General features: G+C 44.8%; 20 protein-coding genes. 2 read left to right on the top strand and 18 right to left on the bottom strand.

Going from position 1 to position 19,393, the window contains the following annotated elements; translation table 11 throughout:
- Window positions 1-140 precede the first annotated feature (140 nt).
- Window positions 141-404 (top strand): DUF2626 family protein, encoded by a 264-nt coding sequence (locus BW42_RS07675; RefSeq protein WP_023467555.1) that lies wholly within the window; start codon window positions 141-143, stop codon window positions 402-404.
- A gap of 42 nt (window positions 405-446) precedes the next feature.
- Here the strand turns inward: BW42_RS07675 and BW42_RS07680 are convergent, their stop codons facing one another.
- Complete coding sequence (locus BW42_RS07680) at window positions 447-1,064, bottom strand: MBL fold metallo-hydrolase (protein ID WP_035409132.1); 618 nt, start codon at window positions 1,062-1,064, stop codon at window positions 447-449.
- A 168-nt stretch (window positions 1,065-1,232) separates the two neighbouring features.
- Here BW42_RS07680 and BW42_RS07685 point away from each other — a divergent pair, with 168 nt between their 5' ends.
- On the top strand, window positions 1,233-1,412 hold the full coding sequence (locus BW42_RS07685) for a DUF2759 domain-containing protein (RefSeq protein WP_035409134.1): 180 nt from the start codon (window positions 1,233-1,235) through the stop codon (window positions 1,410-1,412).
- Between the two features lie 106 nt (window positions 1,413-1,518).
- On the opposite strand, the gene BW42_RS07690 is transcribed toward BW42_RS07685, so the two are convergent.
- The 17 genes from BW42_RS07690 to BW42_RS07770 all read right to left on the bottom strand — a co-directional run bounded on the left by BW42_RS07690 (window position 1,519) and on the right by BW42_RS07770 (window position 19,379).
- Window positions 1,519-3,444, bottom strand: a complete 1,926-nt coding sequence (locus tag BW42_RS07690; protein WP_035409136.1) for an LTA synthase family protein — start codon at window positions 3,442-3,444, stop codon at window positions 1,519-1,521.
- A 216-nt stretch (window positions 3,445-3,660) separates the two neighbouring features.
- The gene (locus BW42_RS07695) at window positions 3,661-4,611 is read right to left on the bottom strand and encodes an ROK family glucokinase (protein WP_035409137.1); all 951 of its coding nucleotides are present in this window, start codon (window positions 4,609-4,611) and stop codon (window positions 3,661-3,663) included.
- Window positions 4,612-4,694: 83 nt separating this feature from the next.
- Window positions 4,695-4,898 (bottom strand): YqgQ family protein, encoded by a 204-nt coding sequence (locus BW42_RS07700; RefSeq protein WP_035409139.1) that lies wholly within the window; start codon window positions 4,896-4,898, stop codon window positions 4,695-4,697.
- Window positions 4,882-5,919, bottom strand: a complete 1,038-nt coding sequence (locus BW42_RS07705) for a M42 family metallopeptidase (protein WP_081780393.1) — start codon at window positions 5,917-5,919, stop codon at window positions 4,882-4,884. Before BW42_RS07705 ends, BW42_RS07700 begins: the two co-directional genes overlap by 17 nt.
- Window positions 5,920-6,079: 160 nt before the next feature.
- Window positions 6,080-6,589, bottom strand: coding sequence for a GNAT family N-acetyltransferase (locus tag BW42_RS07710; RefSeq protein ID WP_035409143.1), 510 nt, complete (start codon window positions 6,587-6,589; stop codon window positions 6,080-6,082).
- A 254-nt stretch (window positions 6,590-6,843) separates the two neighbouring features.
- Window positions 6,844-7,800, bottom strand: coding sequence for an L-lactate dehydrogenase (locus BW42_RS07715; protein ID WP_035409145.1), 957 nt, complete (start codon window positions 7,798-7,800; stop codon window positions 6,844-6,846).
- Window positions 7,801-7,963: 163 nt separating this feature from the next.
- A complete protein-coding gene (locus BW42_RS07720) occupies window positions 7,964-8,743 on the bottom strand; it encodes a DUF92 domain-containing protein (RefSeq protein WP_035409147.1) in 780 nt (259 codons plus the stop codon).
- A complete protein-coding gene (locus tag BW42_RS07725; protein ID WP_035409149.1) occupies window positions 8,737-9,282 on the bottom strand; it encodes a 5-formyltetrahydrofolate cyclo-ligase in 546 nt (181 codons plus the stop codon). Before BW42_RS07725 ends, BW42_RS07720 begins: the two co-directional genes overlap by 7 nt.
- Before the next feature lie 57 nt (window positions 9,283-9,339).
- Window positions 9,340-9,489 carry a 50S ribosomal protein L33 gene (rpmG, locus tag BW42_RS07730; protein ID WP_012369771.1) on the bottom strand — a complete coding sequence of 50 codons (150 nt, stop codon included), beginning with the start codon at window positions 9,487-9,489 and terminating at the stop codon, window positions 9,340-9,342.
- 104 nt (window positions 9,490-9,593) lie between these two features.
- Window positions 9,594-11,777 (bottom strand): 1,4-alpha-glucan branching protein domain-containing protein, encoded by a 2,184-nt coding sequence (locus tag BW42_RS07735; protein ID WP_035409150.1) that lies wholly within the window; start codon window positions 11,775-11,777, stop codon window positions 9,594-9,596.
- Between the two features lie 31 nt (window positions 11,778-11,808).
- Window positions 11,809-12,534: a DUF4912 domain-containing protein gene (locus tag BW42_RS07740; RefSeq protein WP_035409152.1), complete on the bottom strand. Its 726-nt coding sequence runs from the start codon at window positions 12,532-12,534 to the stop codon at window positions 11,809-11,811.
- Window positions 12,535-12,641: 107 nt separating this feature from the next.
- Window positions 12,642-13,304, bottom strand: coding sequence for a phosphate signaling complex protein PhoU (gene phoU, locus BW42_RS07745; protein ID WP_035409154.1), 663 nt, complete (start codon window positions 13,302-13,304; stop codon window positions 12,642-12,644).
- A gap of 18 nt (window positions 13,305-13,322) precedes the next feature.
- On the bottom strand, window positions 13,323-14,099 hold the full coding sequence (gene pstB / locus BW42_RS07750) for a phosphate ABC transporter ATP-binding protein PstB (RefSeq protein ID WP_052019099.1): 777 nt from the start codon (window positions 14,097-14,099) through the stop codon (window positions 13,323-13,325).
- A 95-nt stretch (window positions 14,100-14,194) separates the two neighbouring features.
- Window positions 14,195-15,103, bottom strand: a complete 909-nt coding sequence (pstA, locus tag BW42_RS07755; RefSeq protein ID WP_035409158.1) for a phosphate ABC transporter permease PstA — start codon at window positions 15,101-15,103, stop codon at window positions 14,195-14,197.
- Between the two features lies 1 nt (window position 15,104).
- A complete protein-coding gene (gene pstC / locus BW42_RS07760; protein WP_035409160.1) occupies window positions 15,105-16,046 on the bottom strand; it encodes a phosphate ABC transporter permease subunit PstC in 942 nt (313 codons plus the stop codon).
- Between the two features lie 89 nt (window positions 16,047-16,135).
- A complete protein-coding gene (locus BW42_RS07765) occupies window positions 16,136-17,080 on the bottom strand; it encodes a PstS family phosphate ABC transporter substrate-binding protein (protein WP_035409162.1) in 945 nt (314 codons plus the stop codon).
- A gap of 226 nt (window positions 17,081-17,306) precedes the next feature.
- Window positions 17,307-19,379, bottom strand: coding sequence for a penicillin-binding protein 2 (locus BW42_RS07770; RefSeq protein WP_035409164.1), 2,073 nt, complete (start codon window positions 19,377-19,379; stop codon window positions 17,307-17,309).
- Window positions 19,380-19,393: the final 14 nt, after the last annotated feature.

The raw sequence follows: 19,393 nt of genomic DNA on the forward strand, positions 1-19,393 counted from the left end.
TTGTACAACTTTTTTTGAAACTTCATCTTTTGTTCACAGTTATTCCTTAACAATCACTAGAACAGGATAGACGAATGATTGTTTGCTTGGTAAAATAAGTACGTATATTGACTATCTGTCGGATTTAGGGGGTTATAGGAATGGGGAGAATGTACCGCGTACTCGGTTTCTGGACTGGTATCATCGCAGTCATGGCATTTATCGGCGCATTGGGTGGCGATGCAAGCTCAAGTGAGCATACGGATTCATTTTTAGTCATGGGCTTCGTCTTCTTGGCACAAACTGTCTTTTTTGCAGCGCTTGGTTACTTGCGTTTAACTGAAAAAACGTATGTCTATATCTTTGGAGCTTACTTAACTGTATTTTTCATCGTCTTTACGTACTGGTCGAACTTCCAGATGTAATGAAAAAAACTCGTCATCCTCTTGGATGGCGAGTTTTTTTGCTTATAGAAACGGATTGGTTTTCATCTCTTGTCGGATCGTCGTATTTGGACCGTGACCCGGATAGACTGTCGTGTCTGCTGGTAGTTCCGCAATGAGTCGATCAAGCGAACGCATCAATACGTCTTGATTCCCACCATAAAGATCCGTTCGCCCGACGCCTTGTTGGAATAGGAGATCCCCACCGAATGCGATTCGTTCTCCCTTGAAATAGAACGTCACACTTCCTGGTGAGTGTCCTGGCGTCTCAAGTACATGCATTGAAAAGTTACCGATTGCCAATTGTCCTGGTTGTAACAGATGATCGGCTGGCTTCATGCGCATCGGCGGCATGCCGAATTTTGCCGAACCATTCCATTCTGGATTACCAAGCCAGCCTGCCTCTTCCGCATGAACGTAGACAGGAGCTTCCGTGAAGCGTCGTAACATATCCACACCACCAATGTGGTCAAAGTGAGCATGGGTCAAAAGGATTCCTTTTAAGGTTGCTCCTCGACTTTCAATTTCATCGAAAAAACGCATATCTTCTGTTCCTGGATCAATGACGAGACACTCCTTGTCCTTAAATAACAAGTAGCCATTCTCAGATGCCATACCGGAAGTGATCATGACGATTTCCATTCTATAAAACCCCTTTTCAATAGACTCTTCCCCTACTATACACGAAATTGTCGAAAGTTCCTGCAACGCCCTCTCGACTTTATCCCGAGAGTCGGATAAACTAAAAAGTGAGATTTAAGTGAAATCTTCGTGAAATTCATAACGTGATTGTTTAAGGGGGAGTACGTCATGCATTTGGATCAACCAATCGGTTGGCTTTTCTTCTTCGTCGCACTCGTCGGTGTTTGGGCCGTCGTTCGTTCACTTAAGAAACGCCAAATGTTTCCACTCGTATTCGCAGCCCTAACTGTCGTCTTATTCGGCTGGTTTGGGATTGCGACATTGATTTACGGCGGTATTCCATCGTAATCAGAGTACGCTAAAAAGAGAGGTGCCTCGAGCATCTCTCTTTTTTGTTATTTTATAAAAAGAGTAGACCTACTAGAACGTAGACCTACTCTCAGTATTATCTTACTTATTTTGAAGTTTGAAGGAAACGTAGCAAGTCGCCATAGATGACTTTATCTGAGAGTCCTAATTCTTTCTCAGATTGTTTCGTAGATTGTTTACACATTTCCGCTTGTTCCCCGTCCTTCACTTCTTCTCCTGTCTTACGGTCATAACATGTTTCTTGCGTGTAGACCGTCTTATCTGTTACGACAGAACCGTCACGGAACAACGCATAGTCTTTATGTTGTTTTGAGAAGAGATCGGTACCGAACAAGATCTCATTCTTGAAATCATGACCTAACAGGTGAAGCAATGTTGGTTTAATATCGATTTGACTCGCAACATTTTCGTGTTTGACACCTTTCGTTTGACCCGGTAAATGAATGACAAACGGTACACGTTGCAGTTGCGCAACATCATACGGAGTCAACTCATCTTTGTTCATGAGTTCTGCCATTGCAGCATTATGGTTTGTTGAAATACCGTAATGGTCACCGTATACCATGAAGATCGTATCATCCCACGTACCATCTTTTTTTAGACCTTCGATGAACTTACCGAGTGCCATATCTTGATACGCTAGCGCCTGAACGTAGTGGTTCAGTGTCGTAGAACTCGTTTCAAGCGGTGGTACGAGTTCATCTTCTGGTTTTGGCATCTCGAATGGATAGTGGTTCGTTAACGTAATGAATTTCGAATAAAACGGACGTGGTAAATCTTTTAACATCGGAAGTGACTGTTCAAAGAACTTGTCATCGAGTAAGCCCCACTCCGTCAAATCTGCTGGATCCCCTAAATCATAATCCGTCTCCGAGAAGAAACGATCTACGCCGAAACTGTTGTAGACGATGTCCCGGTTCCAGAATGACTTGTTATTCGCATGGAAAACAGCTGAGTAATAGCCATCTTCTTTCAACATCTCAGGTGTTGCACGGAATTCGTTCTCTCCGTTCGTAAAGAATGCAGATCCACGACCAAGTGGATAGATTGAATTCTCAAGAATGAACTCAGCATCTGACGTTTTCCCTTGTCCTGTGTTGTGATAGAAGTTATCCCATGAATGGGATTCCTTGATCAATTTATTCAAGTTCGGTGTAATTTCTTGACCGTTTGGTGCTTTTAAACCAACGGCAAATGATTGAGCTGACTCAAACGAGATGACGATGACGTTCTTACCTTTATACTTGCCGAACATCGCCGGATTGGCTGCAGCATGCTTCGAATCGATGAAGTTTTGGACTTCTGATAACTCAGAGCTATCCGCAAGTGCTTTTTGCGCAGATGTCTTCGACTGGATGAGTGCGTCATACATATGGAAGTTAAATGTTCCGATGTTCTTAACGAGTAATTCCCGGTCAAAGGCACGTGTCAATAATTCTGGACGTTCTGTCTCAGCAAGCGTCAAGTTTCCAAGGAAGACGACGACTGCTGCGACGAATGCAAGAATTGCGCGCCCACGTGACGCGACGTTTTTGGACATATCCATTTTCCGTAAGAAAAATGGTAAGATGATCAAATCGCCGACGATCAGTAAATCAGCCCAACTTAAAAGCGATGCGAGTGAAGCGGAAACCGTCTCTGCATTCGAAGTTTGGAACAATACTGGCAACGTCAAGTAATCATTAAAGAAGCGGAAAAAAATGATGTCCGCATATAAAATGATGGTTGCGACGAACAGTGTACCGTAGATGAACCATTTTTGGACATTTCCTCGGAAGAAGAAGCTAAATCCAAACATGAAGAGCGCTGAACTAATTGGATTAATTAGTAGAATGAATGCTTGCGCGGAATTCGTTACGGGAACGTTGAAGAAAAGCGTATACGCTAAATACGTTTTTAACCAAATCAATAAGGTCGCAATCCAAAAAAGCTTATGCTCTTTATAAGTACTGCGAACGCCTTGACCCATCTTTAGGCGCATTCGCGACCAGATGTTTGCGTCTTGCTGCATAAAAACCTGCCTCCTAATTTACATGTGCCTTCTGCTTTCAGTTCACACAACTTACATCATAATGTACATATACCCATATCACGTGAAAATTTTACGCTTAGTTTTACAAAAATGCAACCGGAATCCGGAAGATACTTAACAATCACACAATTACTATACATTTGTAAACAAAAAAAAGATTCGCCGGAGCGAACCTTTCATTGAAATTGAATATTATCATTTTTTCAAGAACATTTGCTTAGCAAGCCATGCACACCCGATGACTCCAGCATCGTTTCCGAGTTCAGCAATCTTGAACGTCGTTGATCCAAAGACACGGGGTAACGCAAACCGTTCAAATTGCTGACGTAGTGGTGCAAGCAGTGTTTCACCTGCTTTCGAGACACCACCACCGATGACGATGATTTCCGGATTGATACTATTTGCTAGATTTGAAATCGCAAGTCCGAGGTGGAACGTCACTTCCTCTACAACATCCGTTGCGATACGATCGCCTTTCTCATACGCTTCAAATACATCTTTCGCCGTCACTGCTTTAATGTCATTCAGTAGCGATTCTTGTCCTTTACGTTTCTCAAGACCAAGACGGGCGATACCCGTTGCTGAAGCAATCGTCTCAAGGCATCCTTTACGTCCACATCCACACATGACGCCACCTTCAGGCAACATCGTGATATGACCGATTTCTCCTGCCATTCCGACCGTACCGTGAACGATTTGTCCGTTCGTGATCAGACCACCACCGACACCCGTACCAAGTGTGACCGCGAGTAATTCTGTTGCGCCACTACCGGCACCTTTCCACATCTCACCGATCGCTGCTGCGTTCGCATCATTTTCAAGTACTGCCGGTAAACCTGTCAACCGTTCGAATTCACCAACGAGTTCAAAATTATGCCACCCGATGTTGACTGCCTTTTCAACGACACCCGTATTAAAGTCGATGAATCCTGGCGCACCAATACCTGCTCCGACAAAATCCTCTGGTCGTTTGTTGCTTTCTTGACACTTCTCAAAAAATGATTTTGCAATATCTCCTGGAATTTGTGCACCATCATTCAGGATCACCGTCTCAATTTCCCATTTTTCTACGATGATGCCTTGCAAATCCAAAATTGCCATCTTCACTGTCGTTCCACCGATATCAATGCCGAGTAACCATTTCATTGCTCTGTCTCCCCTATGCTCATATAATGTCTACTTGTTCATTTTAACGGACACACTCGTATTGCGCAAAGGGTTGCGCAACCTTAAACATTATCGGATTGTGAACGTTTTAATTCATGTCGTAAGATGAGTTTTGCTGAATCATACTGACGTTGCTCCAAAACGCCTGCTTCTTGCAATTCATCAAGTTCGAGCATCATCATCGCAATATCTGATGCTCGATCTCCTAGATAGATGAAGGTTCCATACGTCTTAAGTAACTGTTGTACATCATACAGTGTCTTCATCGACCATCGGCTCCTTTACATACGCATGTAGCAAATCATAGGTCGCTTGTAATGACGTCTCATGTGTTCGTTCGTAAGAATGGCTCGATTCGATCCCCGGACCAAATAGTCCGTGTCGAACATCATGTCCCGCACGCACTGCTGCCGAAGCGTCCGAGCTATAGAACGGATAAATATCAACTTTATATGGGATACTATTGCGTTGTGCTAGACGTGTTAGCTGATGACGTAACGCTAAGTCATACGGACCGGAACCATCTTTTGCACAAATCGAGACCGTGAATTCGTCAGAATGCTGACCATCTCCTAACGCACCCATGTCGACCGCGACATATTCTGCGACTTCTTCCGTGAATCCAGCATTTCCACCGAACCCAACCTCTTCGTAATTTGAAATCAGGATCTGGACCGTGTGTGGCAGGTCGATGGTTTTCCATTCTTTAATCAATTCAAGCAACAAAGCAACCGATGCTTTATCATCGAGATGGCGCGATTTCACAAACCCAGTTTCCGTATAGAGGAAACGCGGATCAAACGTCACGACGTCTCCTACTTCAATCCCCGCGACGCGCGTCTCTTCGGCTGTCGTCGAACGAATATCAAGTCGGACTTCAATATTATCAGCGGACCGTTCCGTTTTGTTCGTCTCGCGTGACGTATGGACACTCGAATGATGGAAAACAATCGTACCGGAAATTGTTTGACCGTCCATCTTATGCACGAGACAGTTCTCTCCTTCGATCGCTGTCCAAGCATAGCCCCCTAATTGTGATAAACTGAGTCGTCCCGTTGGTAAAATCTCTTTTACCATTGCCCCTAATGTATCGACGTGTGCCGTCAGTAACCGCGTGCGAGTTGAAGCACCAGGCAAAGTCGCTAAGATGGCTCCTTTCTCGAGTTTTCGATACGTGATGCCTTCTGCCATCAATCGCTTTTCTACGTATGTAATCGCTTCTTTCGTCGAACCTGTCGGACTTGGAATCGAGACCAGCTCTTCAATCGTACGTATGACTTCTTTCATGTTCATTCGCTCCCTTTCAATCGGACTACAACGTGCTATCCGCTTTGTTTTCATGATAACAAATATTCATTCTTTGTCGGTACTGATATCCTACATGAACTACGCGAAAAAGCTGTAGCACTTTTTTGCTACAGCTTTTTGTCCACACCATATAATGAACTTAGACGTATTTTTTCATCCAAATATCATCGCGGTATGTGCCATCTTCTAATTTTACGGAGTCTGGATCTTCGGCATATACTTCAAAGCCGAGCGATTCGTAAAGACTTTGCGCTGCTTCATTTCCTGATAATACGGCAAGAATGACTTGCTCAACGTCTGGTAACTTCTTCGCCTCGTCGATCAAGGCCTCCATTAGAGCACGACCGGTCCCTCCACGATATGCAGGCGAAACATATACTCCGGAAATCATCGCTTTGTGCGATTCACGTGACAGTTCATATGGCTTGACCTGACCAAACCCAAACAATACATCGCCGTCGAACATACCGAGCCAAATCTCATCGGAGTCGGGTTCTCCTTCTAGACCTTCTCGTACTTCGCGGAGCGGGGTTTGCTGTTCATCGTCAAACGAATGACCGAACGCATCTGGATGATTCTTTAATCCCTCAAGGCGTAGATTCCAGTATTGTTCTGCATCCTCTTTAGTTAATTTTCGAAAAGTATACATGACTGTCGATTCTCTCCTTTTTTGGGTTTCATGACGTACAAATAATAACGGAAAAACGCTTCTATCTCTTACTTAACCCTTTTCTAGTAAAATAAAACCTAGATTTTTTTCTCTTTTAATTTCACTTAAATACAGTAGTGATGTTTGCCTCTTTTTTCTCATAACAAAAACTCAAAGGTGGACACTAAGATACAGGATCACCATTTGAGTTTTTAAGCTCTCTATTTATGAGGTTTTCGTCATGCTTTGCGCCGTTAATCTTGCAAGACAGGTTCGAGTGTCTGACGCAATACATCAGCAGAATGATGAAACTTCTTCATTTCTTCTTCCGTCAACGCGACTTCAATGATTTCCCGCACACCTTGACGATTGATGATCGCCGGTACTCCGATGTGAATGCCGGAAATCCCGTACTGCCCATCTACATACGCCCCGACCGTCAACAAACAGTTCTCGTTCCCAAGGATGGCACGCACGATTCGAACAAGTCCAAGTCCAATCGCATAATAAGTTGCTCCTTTACGTTCGATAATATGGTAGGCAGCATCCCGAACGTTGATATAGATTTGATCAAGGTCTGCTTGAGAATAACGATCGTCCTCAGCAAGTAGTTCATCAATTGTTTTTCCATAAATACGGCTATTACTCCAGGCAGCGAATTCCGTATCTCCATGTTCTCCAAGAATGTAGGCATGGGCATTGCGAGAATCGATGTGAAAGTATTCTCCAAGCATTTGACGCAGACGTGCTGTATCGAGCACCGTTCCTGATCCAAATACGCGTGATTTTGGAAGACCGGAATATTTCCAAGCCAGATGTGCCATGATATCAACCGGATTGGAAGCCACGACGATGAGACCATCAAAACCAGAATCCATAATCTGACGAATCATTTCTTTCATGATCAATGCATTCTTTGCGACGAGATCGAGTCTCGTCTCTCCTGGTTTTTGAGGAGCTCCCGCCGTGATGACGACGACCTCAGCCTCTCGGCAGTCCATATAATCTCCAGCCCAGATCCGCATCGGTGAAGAACTAAACGGGGTTCCGTGGTTCAAGTCCATCGCTTCACCTTCTGCTTTTGCTTTATTGACGTCAATGATGACAAGTTCCTCACAAAGTCCGGCTGTTGACATCTGATAAGCAAAGCTTGAACCGACCGCACCTGCTCCGATTAACGCCACCCGTGTTACTTTCGCATGTAATTCCATCTCGTTATGTCCACCCTTTCATTCGTTCTAAGAGTTTGTTAACTATCTCACAAATAAATTGTAACATCTTTCACATTCTTTGTAATATGTGAAATTAATCACATTTGTCCATTTTGTGTCATCGATATCCTAACATAAGGAATTACCCTGTCATACTTTTCACTTACCAGAATCGGACGATGATAAACCCGATTCCACTCGCTAGACCACTCGTCATGACGTTTACCGCATCATTTCCAAGAAACCAAATACCCGATACGTAAGCTGTCGGTTGTCCATGATGCTCTCGTTTTTCCGTACGTTCCCCGCAAACTGAACATTCATACACGCGTTGCCACATTGCTCCAAATAGTGTATCGAGCAGACTTCCAAGGACACCGATACCTGTCACAAGTAAGGCCTCTGTCAAAGAAAGAGAGAAGATCCACTGCGCTGCTAAAGCGATGAACGCAGCTCCAGCAATTGTTCCGATCGTTCCGATTAACGACATCGCTCCGCTCGTTCCTGCTGGTACCCGTCGTAATGTTTTCAAAGACCATGGATCACGTCTTGAGAGTGGACCGATTTCCGAAGCCCATGTATCGGCATTCGATGCCGCGATGACGAATAGGAATAACAAGAGATACGCAAAATTCATCGTCATGGCGTAGGCTATAGCAGCGACGAACGCTACTCCTCCATTCGCAAGTACTTGCCATCCGTCACGTGCACCCTCTTTTTCGACGATCGCGTCCACGGATTTTTTTCTAGAACGCCCAATTTTCGATAAAAGACTCGAGCTGCCAAAGAAGAGTAAGAGCACCACTAAACCTTTCAAGCCGAATCCAAATGAGACACCACTACCGACGAGCATTGTCAAGACAGCCCCGCTTGTCGTCAACAAGCGAAAATATCGTCCAGTCCAGGCGAGAATGAGACAAAATAAAATCGTAACACTTAACATCGGATAACCTCTTGATCCGTGACGATGAGATCAACTGGGATATCGAAGTCTTCCACTTCAAAATCTGGAAAGAGCTGTTCTGAAAAGGCGATGGATACTTTACAACCTGTGTATGTCACGAGTGCACGATCATAATAACCGCCTCCCCACCCTAAGCGATAGCCATCCCGTCGATAGGCGCGTCCCGGAACGAGACAAAATCCCGCTTGATCAAGTGTAGTGCGACGAGCTGAATCCATTGGTTCTGCGATCCCCATCTGATTATGCTGCAATTGATCTTCTGGTCTGTATTCATAAAAGACCATCTCTTCTCCGACTACTTTCGGTATCAAGACCGTCTTGTCCTCTTGCCACGCTTGTTTAATCAATATGCTTGTATCACATTCATTTCGAAATGCTAACGTGATTGCGACACAAGTCGCTTGTTGCCATTCAGGCAATAACAAAACATGTTCGTGTATTAACCGTTCCTTTTCAGCACGGTTCTCCATCACATCTAATCTTTCTTTGATCAGACGGCGTACTTCTTGTTTGTTCATAACTGTCTTCCTTTCCACAAAAAAAGCCATCACACGAAGTGACGGCTTCCATCTCAATTATTTCACTTCACGGTGAAGTGTGTGTTTACGGAGACGTGGGTTGTATTTCTTCAACTCAAGACGCTCTGGGTTGTTACGCTTGTTCTTTTTAGTGATATAAGTACGGTCACCAGTTTCAGTGCAAGCTAATGTGATTTTAACGCGCATGGAATTCCCTCCTATCTAGCTCTCGATGTATCAAGTGATTTTGCTTTACATAAGGTTAAGCATACTCAAGTATCATACCAAGAAAGGAAAGGAATTGCAACTGTTCATCCGTTCTTTTTCGGATTCGTCACGTGTTGATATGGTTTTTCAAGGTTCTCTTCAAAACGAAGGGGTTTCTTTTCAACGTGATACTCCTGTTCCACCCCGTTGCGTGACTCTTCCCGTTCTAGATAAACGACAGCCGATTGACGCAATGCGTCTCCTTCAAGTCGTTTTAACGCAACGACCAGACCACCTGAACGATCCGGAGAACGCTCACTCTCGACATCATAAACATTACTGACGAGTGGCAACTCTTTCATCTTGGCGATTGCCTGGGCAGCTGACGCTGTTTCCATATTGAAGTTATGGACGACTTGGAAGTCAACGATCTTCGCCAAGGCTTGCGCCTGACGCAAGAAGGCTAGATTTAACGCAGCCAGTTGATTGTATGTTTGAACGAGCGGTAGACCTGTCACTTGTACCCCGTATACATGCACACCCTCCTCGAATCGATACGCTTCAGGATGTTCCGTTACGACGTAGACGTTCTCTCCCGCTGCCGCTAGTCGTCTAGCTACATCACGAACTGGACGGTGAGATTGTTCGTAATCCCGAGTGAACATTAGAATACCATCCTTGTTCAAAGCAGCATCGCGTTTGACCGCAACATAATAGTCATGAGCCGTTAAGAAAACATCTGGTTCAATGTCTTCATCTTGCAAGAACGGATATTGTTGATAACGCCCTTCCAACCAGTCCATCGTTAATTCTTGTGCATCGAGACGACGTTCGGTTTCTTCAAAACGTAAGATATGTTCACGGAACCGGTTCGCAGCGTACTGTGCTGTCGTCTGTCCGTCTAAAATGAACGGCCAGTCACTTGAGACAGCAAGTAGATATTCTCGAATGAGCTGGCGTTTCGCCTTGACAGTCAATGCATCTTGATGACGATTTCGCGCAACGATTCCTGCTAGTCTCTTTTCGAGCTGGTGGAGATGGCGAATCATCCAGTCGTTGCGCTCGTTGATCCAGACTTCCGCATAGCCTTTTCGTCCCCACGTTCCCATCGCGACATGTGCCGTATCGATGTCTTGGAAGTGACGTTCGAGGAACATAGCTGGTGAAATCGACTCAATCGCCTGATCCTCTAGACGTTCCATCGCTTTACCAAGGAAATCAGGTCCTTCGAACCACCAGTGACCAAACAATTCAGCATCAAATGGTGCTGTGACGAGAAATGGCGGGAAGTCTTGTCCTTGATATGCATCTAAATGTTCACCAAGTGCTTGAGCAAAATCTGCTGCATGCTCACTTGTTCGTTGCCATGCCCAGTCACGTACGTAATAGTCTTTTTGATCCGTCTCACCTGTTACACGATGCAATTTCAAACCGGTATCATAACGTAAGCCTTCCGGATGCATGAACTCAGCAATTTGATCCCATTCCCGATCATACGCGAGATCCCGATAAAACTCACGATAATCAGGATGTCCCGGATACCCGATGACAGAACTCCAGATTTTTCCGGAAATGATTTGATCACGCGGGAAGAGTGCTACGCCGTGTGGAGAATAGACGGGTGCTCCGATTCCGTGTTTTGGTGCTGGATCGGCGTTTAAAATCGAATGTTCATCGACGAACGTATAGCGAATGCCTTCCTCATATAAAATCCGATCAAGTCCTGGCGTATAGGCACATTCCGGCATCCAAAGACCTGATGGACGGAATCCGTAATGGCGTTCAAAACAGTTCAAGCCTGTCTGAATTTCAGAGCGCGCCGCTTGTTCAGACAACATGTGAGGACTGAACCCGTGTGTCGCCGTACAGGTAATCAAATCAAGATAGCCTTGCTCTTTGTAATGGCGGAATGCCCGGTTCAAATCTTTTTCCCAGTGAAGGAACGTATTCAATAAATCTTGATAGCGGTCTTGATAGAATAAAAGAGCATCTCGTTCCTTTTGGTCAAGCTCTCGCTCCAGTTCCTGACGAATCAAACGTAATGTGTCCTCGATATGCTCGATGTAGCGGTCTTGAATCAGTGGATCAGCAAGCATCTCGATGACCGGCGGTGAAATACTGACTGTCCAACCGAGCGGACGTGATAAGCGGTCGACTTCCCACAATAATGGAATGTAGGTTTCTGAAATCGCTTCATACATCCACCGTTCCTCGAGACGATGCGCCTCTTCATGACGGATATATGGTAAGTGTGCATGTAAGACGAGTGAAAAATATCCTTTTCGCATAGCTTCTCTTCCTTTCCTCTCTCTAATTCCATTATCGGACGCGATCGAAATAAGAATACGGGCGTAATACCTCGACCCATTCCGGCTGTTCGACCTCACCGTATTGCCAATGATGCACGACTTCGGCGAAGCGTCCGTCTGTGACTGGTTCGTCACGTGGTGTCTCGACTGGTTTCGAACGTAGTACTGGAACGAAATCTCCATCAATCGTTTGAATGCCCCATTCAATGATGTATGTAGTATTCGGGGCAACTGGTCGAACGAACCAAGCATTCGTCATCTCAGGCAGTTCGAACTGATACGTACGATTCGCTTGTCCTTGTTCGTAATCGACGAGTGTGACGTCAATGATGCGTAACTCTTTACGGAACGAATCAAATGTCGTGTGATAATGCGTTTCTAACAACTGTTTCGACAGTTCAGACAATTCCCAGTAGACATATAACGCAGTCGGTGACTGAACGATCGCATGGAGAATATCATCTTCATAATGCGTCGCCATTCCAAACGCATCACGTTCGAGTGATGGCATCACTTGCACAGACGGTACGACATCTAATACCGGTGCAGTCGACTTTTTGGTCTGTTTGACAGTTTTTGATTTTACTTTCGGTGCTTCTACAGTTGGTTGATTTGTCAATGATTTACGATATTTGGTCCAAGCATATTTAATTTTTCCTTCAGTCGTATCCAATTGAGCTGCGATTTGTTTTGTTGTCAGCCCTTGTTCTTTCATTTTAATGATTTGCTCAAGCATTCCCAATCACCTCTCTGTCATTATTCACTTCTTTCCTATTCTACAAACGTGTTTCGAATCCCTTTACAAAAAAAGTAGGCAGAGGAAATTCCTCCTGCCTACTTAGTTCACCCATTTAAATCATAATGTTTTCCTTTTTCGAGATAGATCAGATGTTCCCCGACGTTCGTCAAGTGGTCACCCATTCGCTCGATATATCGGCAAATGTTCGTGAATTGCATGACTTCATCGACAACGATCGGTTGCAAGGACATATGACGCATATACTGACGGAGCGCCTTGTATGTCGTCTCATCGATGACATTGTCGAGATCAGACAGTGCTTTTGCTTTTTCGACATCTCCATCACGATATGCAACGATTGCGGTTTCCGTCATATCGAGTAATGTCTCAAACGCTTCCTTCAACAAGGAGATATCGATGACGTATGGAAATGTTTCGACACGAAGGACTGCTTTTGAAATATTTCCTGCATAATCCGCAATCCGCTCGAGATCCGATGAAATCTTCATCGCCGTGATGATCCGTCGTAAATCCGTCGCAACTGGTTGTTGCTTCGCGATTAAGAGGATCGCATCATCGTTGATTTCGAGTTCAAGATCATCGAGTTCATTGTCGTTCGCAATGACACCACGTGCGATATCTTGATCATATTTTTCGAGCGCCTCTGCTGTCGTTGCGATTTGTTGCATCGTTTTTCGTGCTAGTAAAAAGACTTTTTGATCGAGTATTGCAAGGTTTTCTCCAAAAATTGTACGGTTCGCTGCCATTCGTCTCGTCTCCCCTTCTTATCCGAATCGTCCTGAAATGTAATCTTCCGTCCGTTTGTCGGTCGGATTTCCAAAGATCCGGTCTGTTTGATCGAACTCGACGACTTCACCATTCAAGAAGAATGCTGTTTTGTCAGATACACGTGCAGCTTGCTGCATGTTGTGCGTGACGATGATAATTGAGTAGTCCGATTTCAACTCTTGGACGAGTTCTTCTACTTTTAATGTAGAAATCGGGTCCAGTGCCGATGTCGGCTCATCCATCAAAATGACATCCGGCTCGATCGCGAGGCAACGCGCGATACAGAGACGTTGTTGTTGACCACCCGAAAGACCATAGGCATTTTCATTTAAGCGATCTTTGACTTCATCCCAAATCGCTGCTCGGCGTAAACTACGTTCCACGATCTCATCAAGGATTTTTTTGTTTTTAACGCCATGGACACGTGGACCATATGCGATGTTATCGTAAATTGATTTTGGGAATGGATTTGGTTGCTGAAAGACCATTCCGACAGACGTCCGTAATTCTTCAACACCATACTCTTTTTCAAAGATATTACGTCCGTGATACTCAATGACACCATTCGTCCGCACGATCGGAACGAGTTCGACCATCCGGTTCAATGTTTTGATGAATGTCGATTTACCGCATCCTGACGGCCCAATAATTGCCGTAACTTCATTTTTTTTGATATCAAGATTGACATCTTTAAGCGCGTGATCGTCACCGTACCATAAATTTAAATTTTTAACGTTATAGACGCTCTCGCGTGCTACTACTGGTTGGTTCATACGCTCTGCCCCTTCTGTGACGACTGATTTCGTATTCAGCTTCGTATCCATCATCTGTCTTCCTCCTTAAAAGAAATCCCTTCTATCTCGTTCGATTAATAGCGTTTAGAAAATCGGTTCCGGATCCAGATCGCAAGCGAGTTCATCGTCAAGAGAATGACCATCAAGATGATGATTCCTGCTGCTGCAAGACCTTGGAAGTCCGCTTGTGGACGACTTGTCCAGTTATAGATTTGAATCGGTAATGCCGTGAACTCTGAAAAGATCCCTTCTGGCGCACGGGCGATGAAAATGGCAGCTCCGACCATGATCAACGGTGCTGTCTCACCGATCGCTCGGGATACAGCTAAGATGATTCCTGTAATGACTCCCGGAAGTGATGCCGGAAGAACGACTTTGAACGTCGTTTGCCATTTCGATGCACCGAGTGCGAGTGATGCATGGCGCATCGCTTGTGGCACGGCGCGAATTGCTTCTTGAGAAGAAACGATGACGACCGGAAGACTCATCAATGCGAGTGTCAAAGCTCCAGCAATCAACGTCGAACCGAAGCCCATATTACGTACGAAGAACGTTAATCCGAGTAATCCAAAGACGATCGACGGAACACCTGCGAGGTTCGAGATATTGACCTCGATGAACGATGTCATCCGACTCTTTTTTGCATATTCTTCTAAATAAATTGCTGCTCCAACACCAATGATGAAAATCATCGGGATGATCAGGAGCATCAAGAAGATCGATCCCATTAACGCTGGATAGATTCCGGCACGTTCCGCACGACGAGATGGTGCGTTTTGTAGAAATTCAAGTGATAACCACGAAGCACCGTCACGGATGACGCCGAATAGGAGAATACCTAAGACGACGAGACCGAAAAACAGACCGACGAGGAAAATGACTTTCGTTACATTGTTGACGACGAGGCGTTGGCTAATGGATTTCTTAACTGCGACCGGGTCGATGAATTTTTTTGTGACAGGTTGCTTTTCTGGTAAGGCCATCTTAATACTCCTCTCTGAAGCGGCGTGTGATCCAGTTCGCGAGTAAGTTCATCAATAACGTAAAGACGAACAAGAGCGTACCAACCGCATAGATACTGTAATATTCAACTGTTCCAAATCCAGCATCGCCTAAAGCGACCTGAACGATATACGCAGTCATCGTCTGGACCGGCTCGAGTGGATTAACAGCAGCTGTCGGATTCGAACCACCAGCGATCGTCACGATCATCGTCTCACCAATTGCCCGAGACATTCCGAGTACGATTGAAGCAATGATTCCGGACAAGGCAGCGGGAACAACGACTTTTAATGCGACTTCAAGACGTGTCGAACCAAGAGCAAGCGCACCGTCACGAATTTTTTTAGGAACAGAGCTCATCGCATCCTCAGAAATCGAGGCGATCATTGGAATGATCATGATACCGACGACGATCCCCGGACTGAGAGCATTATAGATTTGAATGCCTGGAATTAATTTAACGAGTAGTGGTGTGACGAACGTCAACGCGAAGAATCCGAAAACGATCGTCGGAACACCAGCTAAGACTTCTAAAATCGGTTTTAAGATACGGCGTGCACGGTCTGACGCATATTCACTTAAATAAATCGCAGACGTGAGGCCGATCGGCACGGCAACTAGCATCGCAATCACGGTAATCTCAAGTGTACCGACGACAAGCGGCCAAATCCCATACTCTGGTTGAGAGTTCAGTGGATACCAGCTCGTACTGCCGAAAAATTCCTTGAACGGAACGACTTCAAAGAAATGCTCGGTTTCAATGACTAACGTGAGAATGATGCCGATGGTCGTAACGACCGAGACGAACGCACACAGAAATAAAACAATCGGCATGATGCGTTCCATGACGTTTTTCACACTGAATTTTTGCTGTCGGTTCTGTTGAATCAGCTCGCGAACCGATTTATTGGGTGTTGAATTCATCCTTCTTCGCTCCCTACTCCTTCTTGACATGAGAACGGGACCCAACCGGTACAGACTTCCCCGGTTGGGCCATCCTCATGACTCGATGATTATTTCATTGCATCTTCGATTGCTTTTGTGTTTTCATCGTAACGATCTTGTGGCATTTTGATATAGCCGACTTCTTCAGCTAAATCTCCAGCGTTTTCGTTCGTGAATTTCACGAAGTCTGCCACCTGTTTTTTATCGTTCAATGATTTGTTGTTGACGTACGTGTAGATTTCACGTGACAGCGGGTAAGATAAATCCTTGATTGTTTCTGGTGTTGGATCGACAGCATCTTTTCCTTCAGCTGAAAGTGGTACTTCTTTTAACTTATCTTTATTTTCAGCGTAGTAGGCATAACCGAAGTAACCGATCGCACCTTTCGTTCCTTCAACCCCTTTGACGAGTACATTATCGTCCTCAGACAGTTGAACGTCTTTACGCATGTCTTTCTTCTCAAGTACTTTTTCAGAGAAGAAGTCGAATGTTCCTGAATCTTTCCCTGGGCTGAAGAACTTCAGTGGTTCAGCCGGATAAGAAGAATCAACATCTTTCCAAGTCTTAACGTTTGGATCGAGCCAAATCTTTTCGAGTTGATCAAGCGAGAGTTCTTTTACCCATGTATTATCTTTGCTGACTGCAACAGTTAGACCATCATATGCAAGTGAAAGTTTTGTATATTCGATGTTGTTCTTTTTCGCTTCAGCTGCTTCTTCTTCTTTAATTTCACGCGATGCGTTCGAAAGATCCGTTTCACCGACGACGAAGCGTTTGAATCCGCCACCCGTACCAGAGACACCGACTGTGACATTTACGTCAGGTTGTTCCGTTGAATATTCTTCACCGACAGCTTCCATGATCGGGAAGACTGTAGAAGAACCGTCGATTGCGATTTTCCCTTTTAAATCAGATGAACTAGCAGAACCGCCTTTATCGTTACCACATGCTGCCCCCACTACTGCGATTGATGCTACCGTTGTAATGAGTGCTGTTTTTTTCATCCAAGACATGATTAATTTTCCTCCTCGAAAGTATGTCGCTGACGATGCTACGACTTTTTATCCGTTTTCCTTACAAGACTTATACTACGGATGAACTATTAAAACGAAATGAATCCAACGTAAAAGAATTGTAAAGGCGTGTTTTTTAGTGTTTACAATTCGAAATCCATTACAAAAAAAGGTCAATACAAACAAAAAAAACGAGAGTGATTGCTCACCCTCGCTTAGTTTCTAGTTAATTTGGCTTAGTCTGCCATGGTACGTCCTTTACGTTGAAGTACGCTTTGACAAGATCATGACCGATTTTCGAGTTGACAGTCTCTTGTTCCATATAAGGAAGGAACACGGCCCACGCCATCTCTGGATTGTCATACGGTGCCCAACCGACAAGATTCGAGTTCAATGAACGAACCGGTTGCCCGCTTCCGTCACGTAAGGCGATTCCGTCATCCCCATAGACGCTGACCTGTGCAGTACCTGTTTTTGCTGCAGCATCGATTCCAGTTTGTGCGATGACTTTGGCTGTACCACGCTCACCTTTTACAACACGGTGCAACCCTTCCCGGACATGATCAATATTATCTTGACTGACTTCAATCCGGTTCAGATAATTCGTTTTAAAGCTGTAATCGACTTTTTTCGTACCCTTTTCAATCGAGTTCGACGCCAATACTTCTTTTAAGAAGTGAGGCTGAACTCGATAACCACCGTTCGCAAGTGTTGAAATGTACTGCGCGACTTGAAGCGGCGTAAAGGCATCGTACTGACCAATGACTCGGTCCATCAACAACGTGACACGGTCTGGCGTCCCTTGAACACCTTTTGCTTCGTAAGGCAAATCAACACCTGTCGTCACCCCAAGACCGAACTGACTATAGTAATTCTGCATGATGGCAGCTGCTCCATCCACGCTCGCACCAGCAATCCCATTGCTCGGATATTTCGCCATCCGCATCGCAATGTTAAACATATAGACGTTCGACGAGCGCTCAAGCGCCGTTAAATCCGTAATCGGTCCCATGTTAACATATGATCCTTTTTTTGTACCTCCGATTGTGATCGGCGCATCGTTGATGACTTCGTTTTGACGAATGACACCTTCCTGTAGTCCCATCGCAACTGTCGCACCCTTGATCGTTGAACCGATTTGAAGAGACGTCAAGACATTATTAATCGCTACATCCGTGAACTTCCCAGTCGAAGGATCAAGCTTTTGACCTGACATCGCTAAAATCTCACCAGTTTGTGGATTCATGACGACGGCATATCCTTCTTTTAAATAACGACTACCCATGCCACGACCCATTTTGATCGCTTGTTGCATGATTTGATCTACTTTTTTATTGTATTCCGCATCAACGGTTAGAACGAGGTCCTTCCCGGACTCGCCTTCTTCACGTTTTGGATCACCGACCGGTTCTCCATTAAACGTTTCGTACACATCGTATGCCGGTTTCCCGCGCAGAAGATCTTCGTACTGTTGCTCAAGGAACGAAGTCCCGACACGATCATTCAAACTATATCCTTTTGCTTTGAACTCCGCTTGTTGTTCTGCCGGAATCTTCGAGTACTTTCCGAAGATGTTTCGAAGTGTTCCTTCATACGGATAAGAGCGTTCGTAAAACGGTTCAACCGATACACCTTTCAAATCTTCTAAATTTTCATCGATGATTGCCATCTCTTTTGCAGACGCACCGAGCTTGACGAGTTGTGGATCAAGCGCATAACCGACTTCCATGTTATGTTTGATCGCAATGACTTCCATCGTCTTATCATCGTAATCAATATCTTTTTTCGTGATCGCATCCAGGCGGATTTGATCTTGTTCCGCAATCGAAAGCTTACTTTGTGCTTCCGTTGAAGGATACTTCTTTTTCACTGCTGCTTGGTAACGACGATCCGACTCTTTCGTGTTCGTCGCGACCCAAAAATCCTTGATGTCACGTTCCGTGACTTTCCAGTCTTTTTTAGGCAGATCAATGATTGCTGCGAGACGCTGCGCGATTTCAATACGTTCATCTACTTTCGTCGATTGTGCGCGACGATATACAATGGAGTATTTAGAAATTGTATCGACAAGTAGACGACCATCCCGGTCATAAATCTTACCACGTGGTACTTCATACTTTGATGCAGTCATCTCCGTTTTTTGGACTTCCCGCGAAATTTTTTCACCATTGACGATTTGAACGACTCCTAGACGGAAAATCAAAATCGCAAACAATAAAAAAACGACGAAGAACATTAAATTCAGACGAAGCGGCAGATGATTACGCCGTCTTCCTCGTACGGTGATTCGTTTAGCCATGGCGTACTCCCCTA

This window comes from Exiguobacterium sp. RIT341 (genome assembly GCF_000632205.1).
Taxonomy (GTDB): Bacteria; Bacillota; Bacilli; order Exiguobacteriales; family Exiguobacteriaceae; genus Exiguobacterium_A.

Bases quoted from the DNA above. Each gene is read 5' to 3' on its own strand.
- BW42_RS07675 (WP_023467555.1), top strand. From the start codon at position 141: ATGGGGAGAATGTACCGCGTACTCGGTTTCTGGACTGGTATCATCGCA.
- BW42_RS07680 (WP_035409132.1), bottom strand. From the start codon at position 1,064: ATGGAAATCGTCATGATCACTTCCGGTATGGCATCTGAGAATGGCTAC.
- BW42_RS07685 (WP_035409134.1), top strand. From the start codon at position 1,233: ATGCATTTGGATCAACCAATCGGTTGGCTTTTCTTCTTCGTCGCACTC.
- BW42_RS07690 (WP_035409136.1), bottom strand. From the start codon at position 3,444: ATGCAGCAAGACGCAAACATCTGGTCGCGAATGCGCCTAAAGATGGGT.
- BW42_RS07695 (WP_035409137.1), bottom strand. From the start codon at position 4,611: ATGAAATGGTTACTCGGCATTGATATCGGTGGAACGACAGTGAAGATG.
- BW42_RS07700 (WP_035409139.1), bottom strand. From the start codon at position 4,898: ATGAAGACACTGTATGATGTACAACAGTTACTTAAGACGTATGGAACC.
- BW42_RS07705 (WP_081780393.1), bottom strand. From the start codon at position 5,919: ATGAAAGAAGTCATACGTACGATTGAAGAGCTGGTCTCGATTCCAAGT.
- BW42_RS07710 (WP_035409143.1), bottom strand. From the start codon at position 6,589: ATGTATACTTTTCGAAAATTAACTAAAGAGGATGCAGAACAATACTGG.
- BW42_RS07715 (WP_035409145.1), bottom strand. From the start codon at position 7,800: ATGGAATTACATGCGAAAGTAACACGGGTGGCGTTAATCGGAGCAGGT.
- BW42_RS07720 (WP_035409147.1), bottom strand. From the start codon at position 8,743: ATGTTAAGTGTTACGATTTTATTTTGTCTCATTCTCGCCTGGACTGGA.
- BW42_RS07725 (WP_035409149.1), bottom strand. From the start codon at position 9,282: ATGAACAAACAAGAAGTACGCCGTCTGATCAAAGAAAGATTAGATGTG.
- rpmG (WP_012369771.1), bottom strand. From the start codon at position 9,489: ATGCGCGTTAAAATCACATTAGCTTGCACTGAAACTGGTGACCGTACT.
- BW42_RS07735 (WP_035409150.1), bottom strand. From the start codon at position 11,777: ATGCGAAAAGGATATTTTTCACTCGTCTTACATGCACACTTACCATAT.
- BW42_RS07740 (WP_035409152.1), bottom strand. From the start codon at position 12,534: ATGCTTGAGCAAATCATTAAAATGAAAGAACAAGGGCTGACAACAAAA.
- phoU (WP_035409154.1), bottom strand. From the start codon at position 13,304: ATGGCAGCGAACCGTACAATTTTTGGAGAAAACCTTGCAATACTCGAT.
- pstB (WP_052019099.1), bottom strand. From the start codon at position 14,099: ATGAACCAACCAGTAGTAGCACGCGAGAGCGTCTATAACGTTAAAAAT.
- pstA (WP_035409158.1), bottom strand. From the start codon at position 15,103: ATGGCCTTACCAGAAAAGCAACCTGTCACAAAAAAATTCATCGACCCG.
- pstC (WP_035409160.1), bottom strand. From the start codon at position 16,046: ATGAATTCAACACCCAATAAATCGGTTCGCGAGCTGATTCAACAGAAC.
- BW42_RS07765 (WP_035409162.1), bottom strand. From the start codon at position 17,080: ATGTCTTGGATGAAAAAAACAGCACTCATTACAACGGTAGCATCAATC.
- BW42_RS07770 (WP_035409164.1), bottom strand. From the start codon at position 19,379: ATGGCTAAACGAATCACCGTACGAGGAAGACGGCGTAATCATCTGCCG.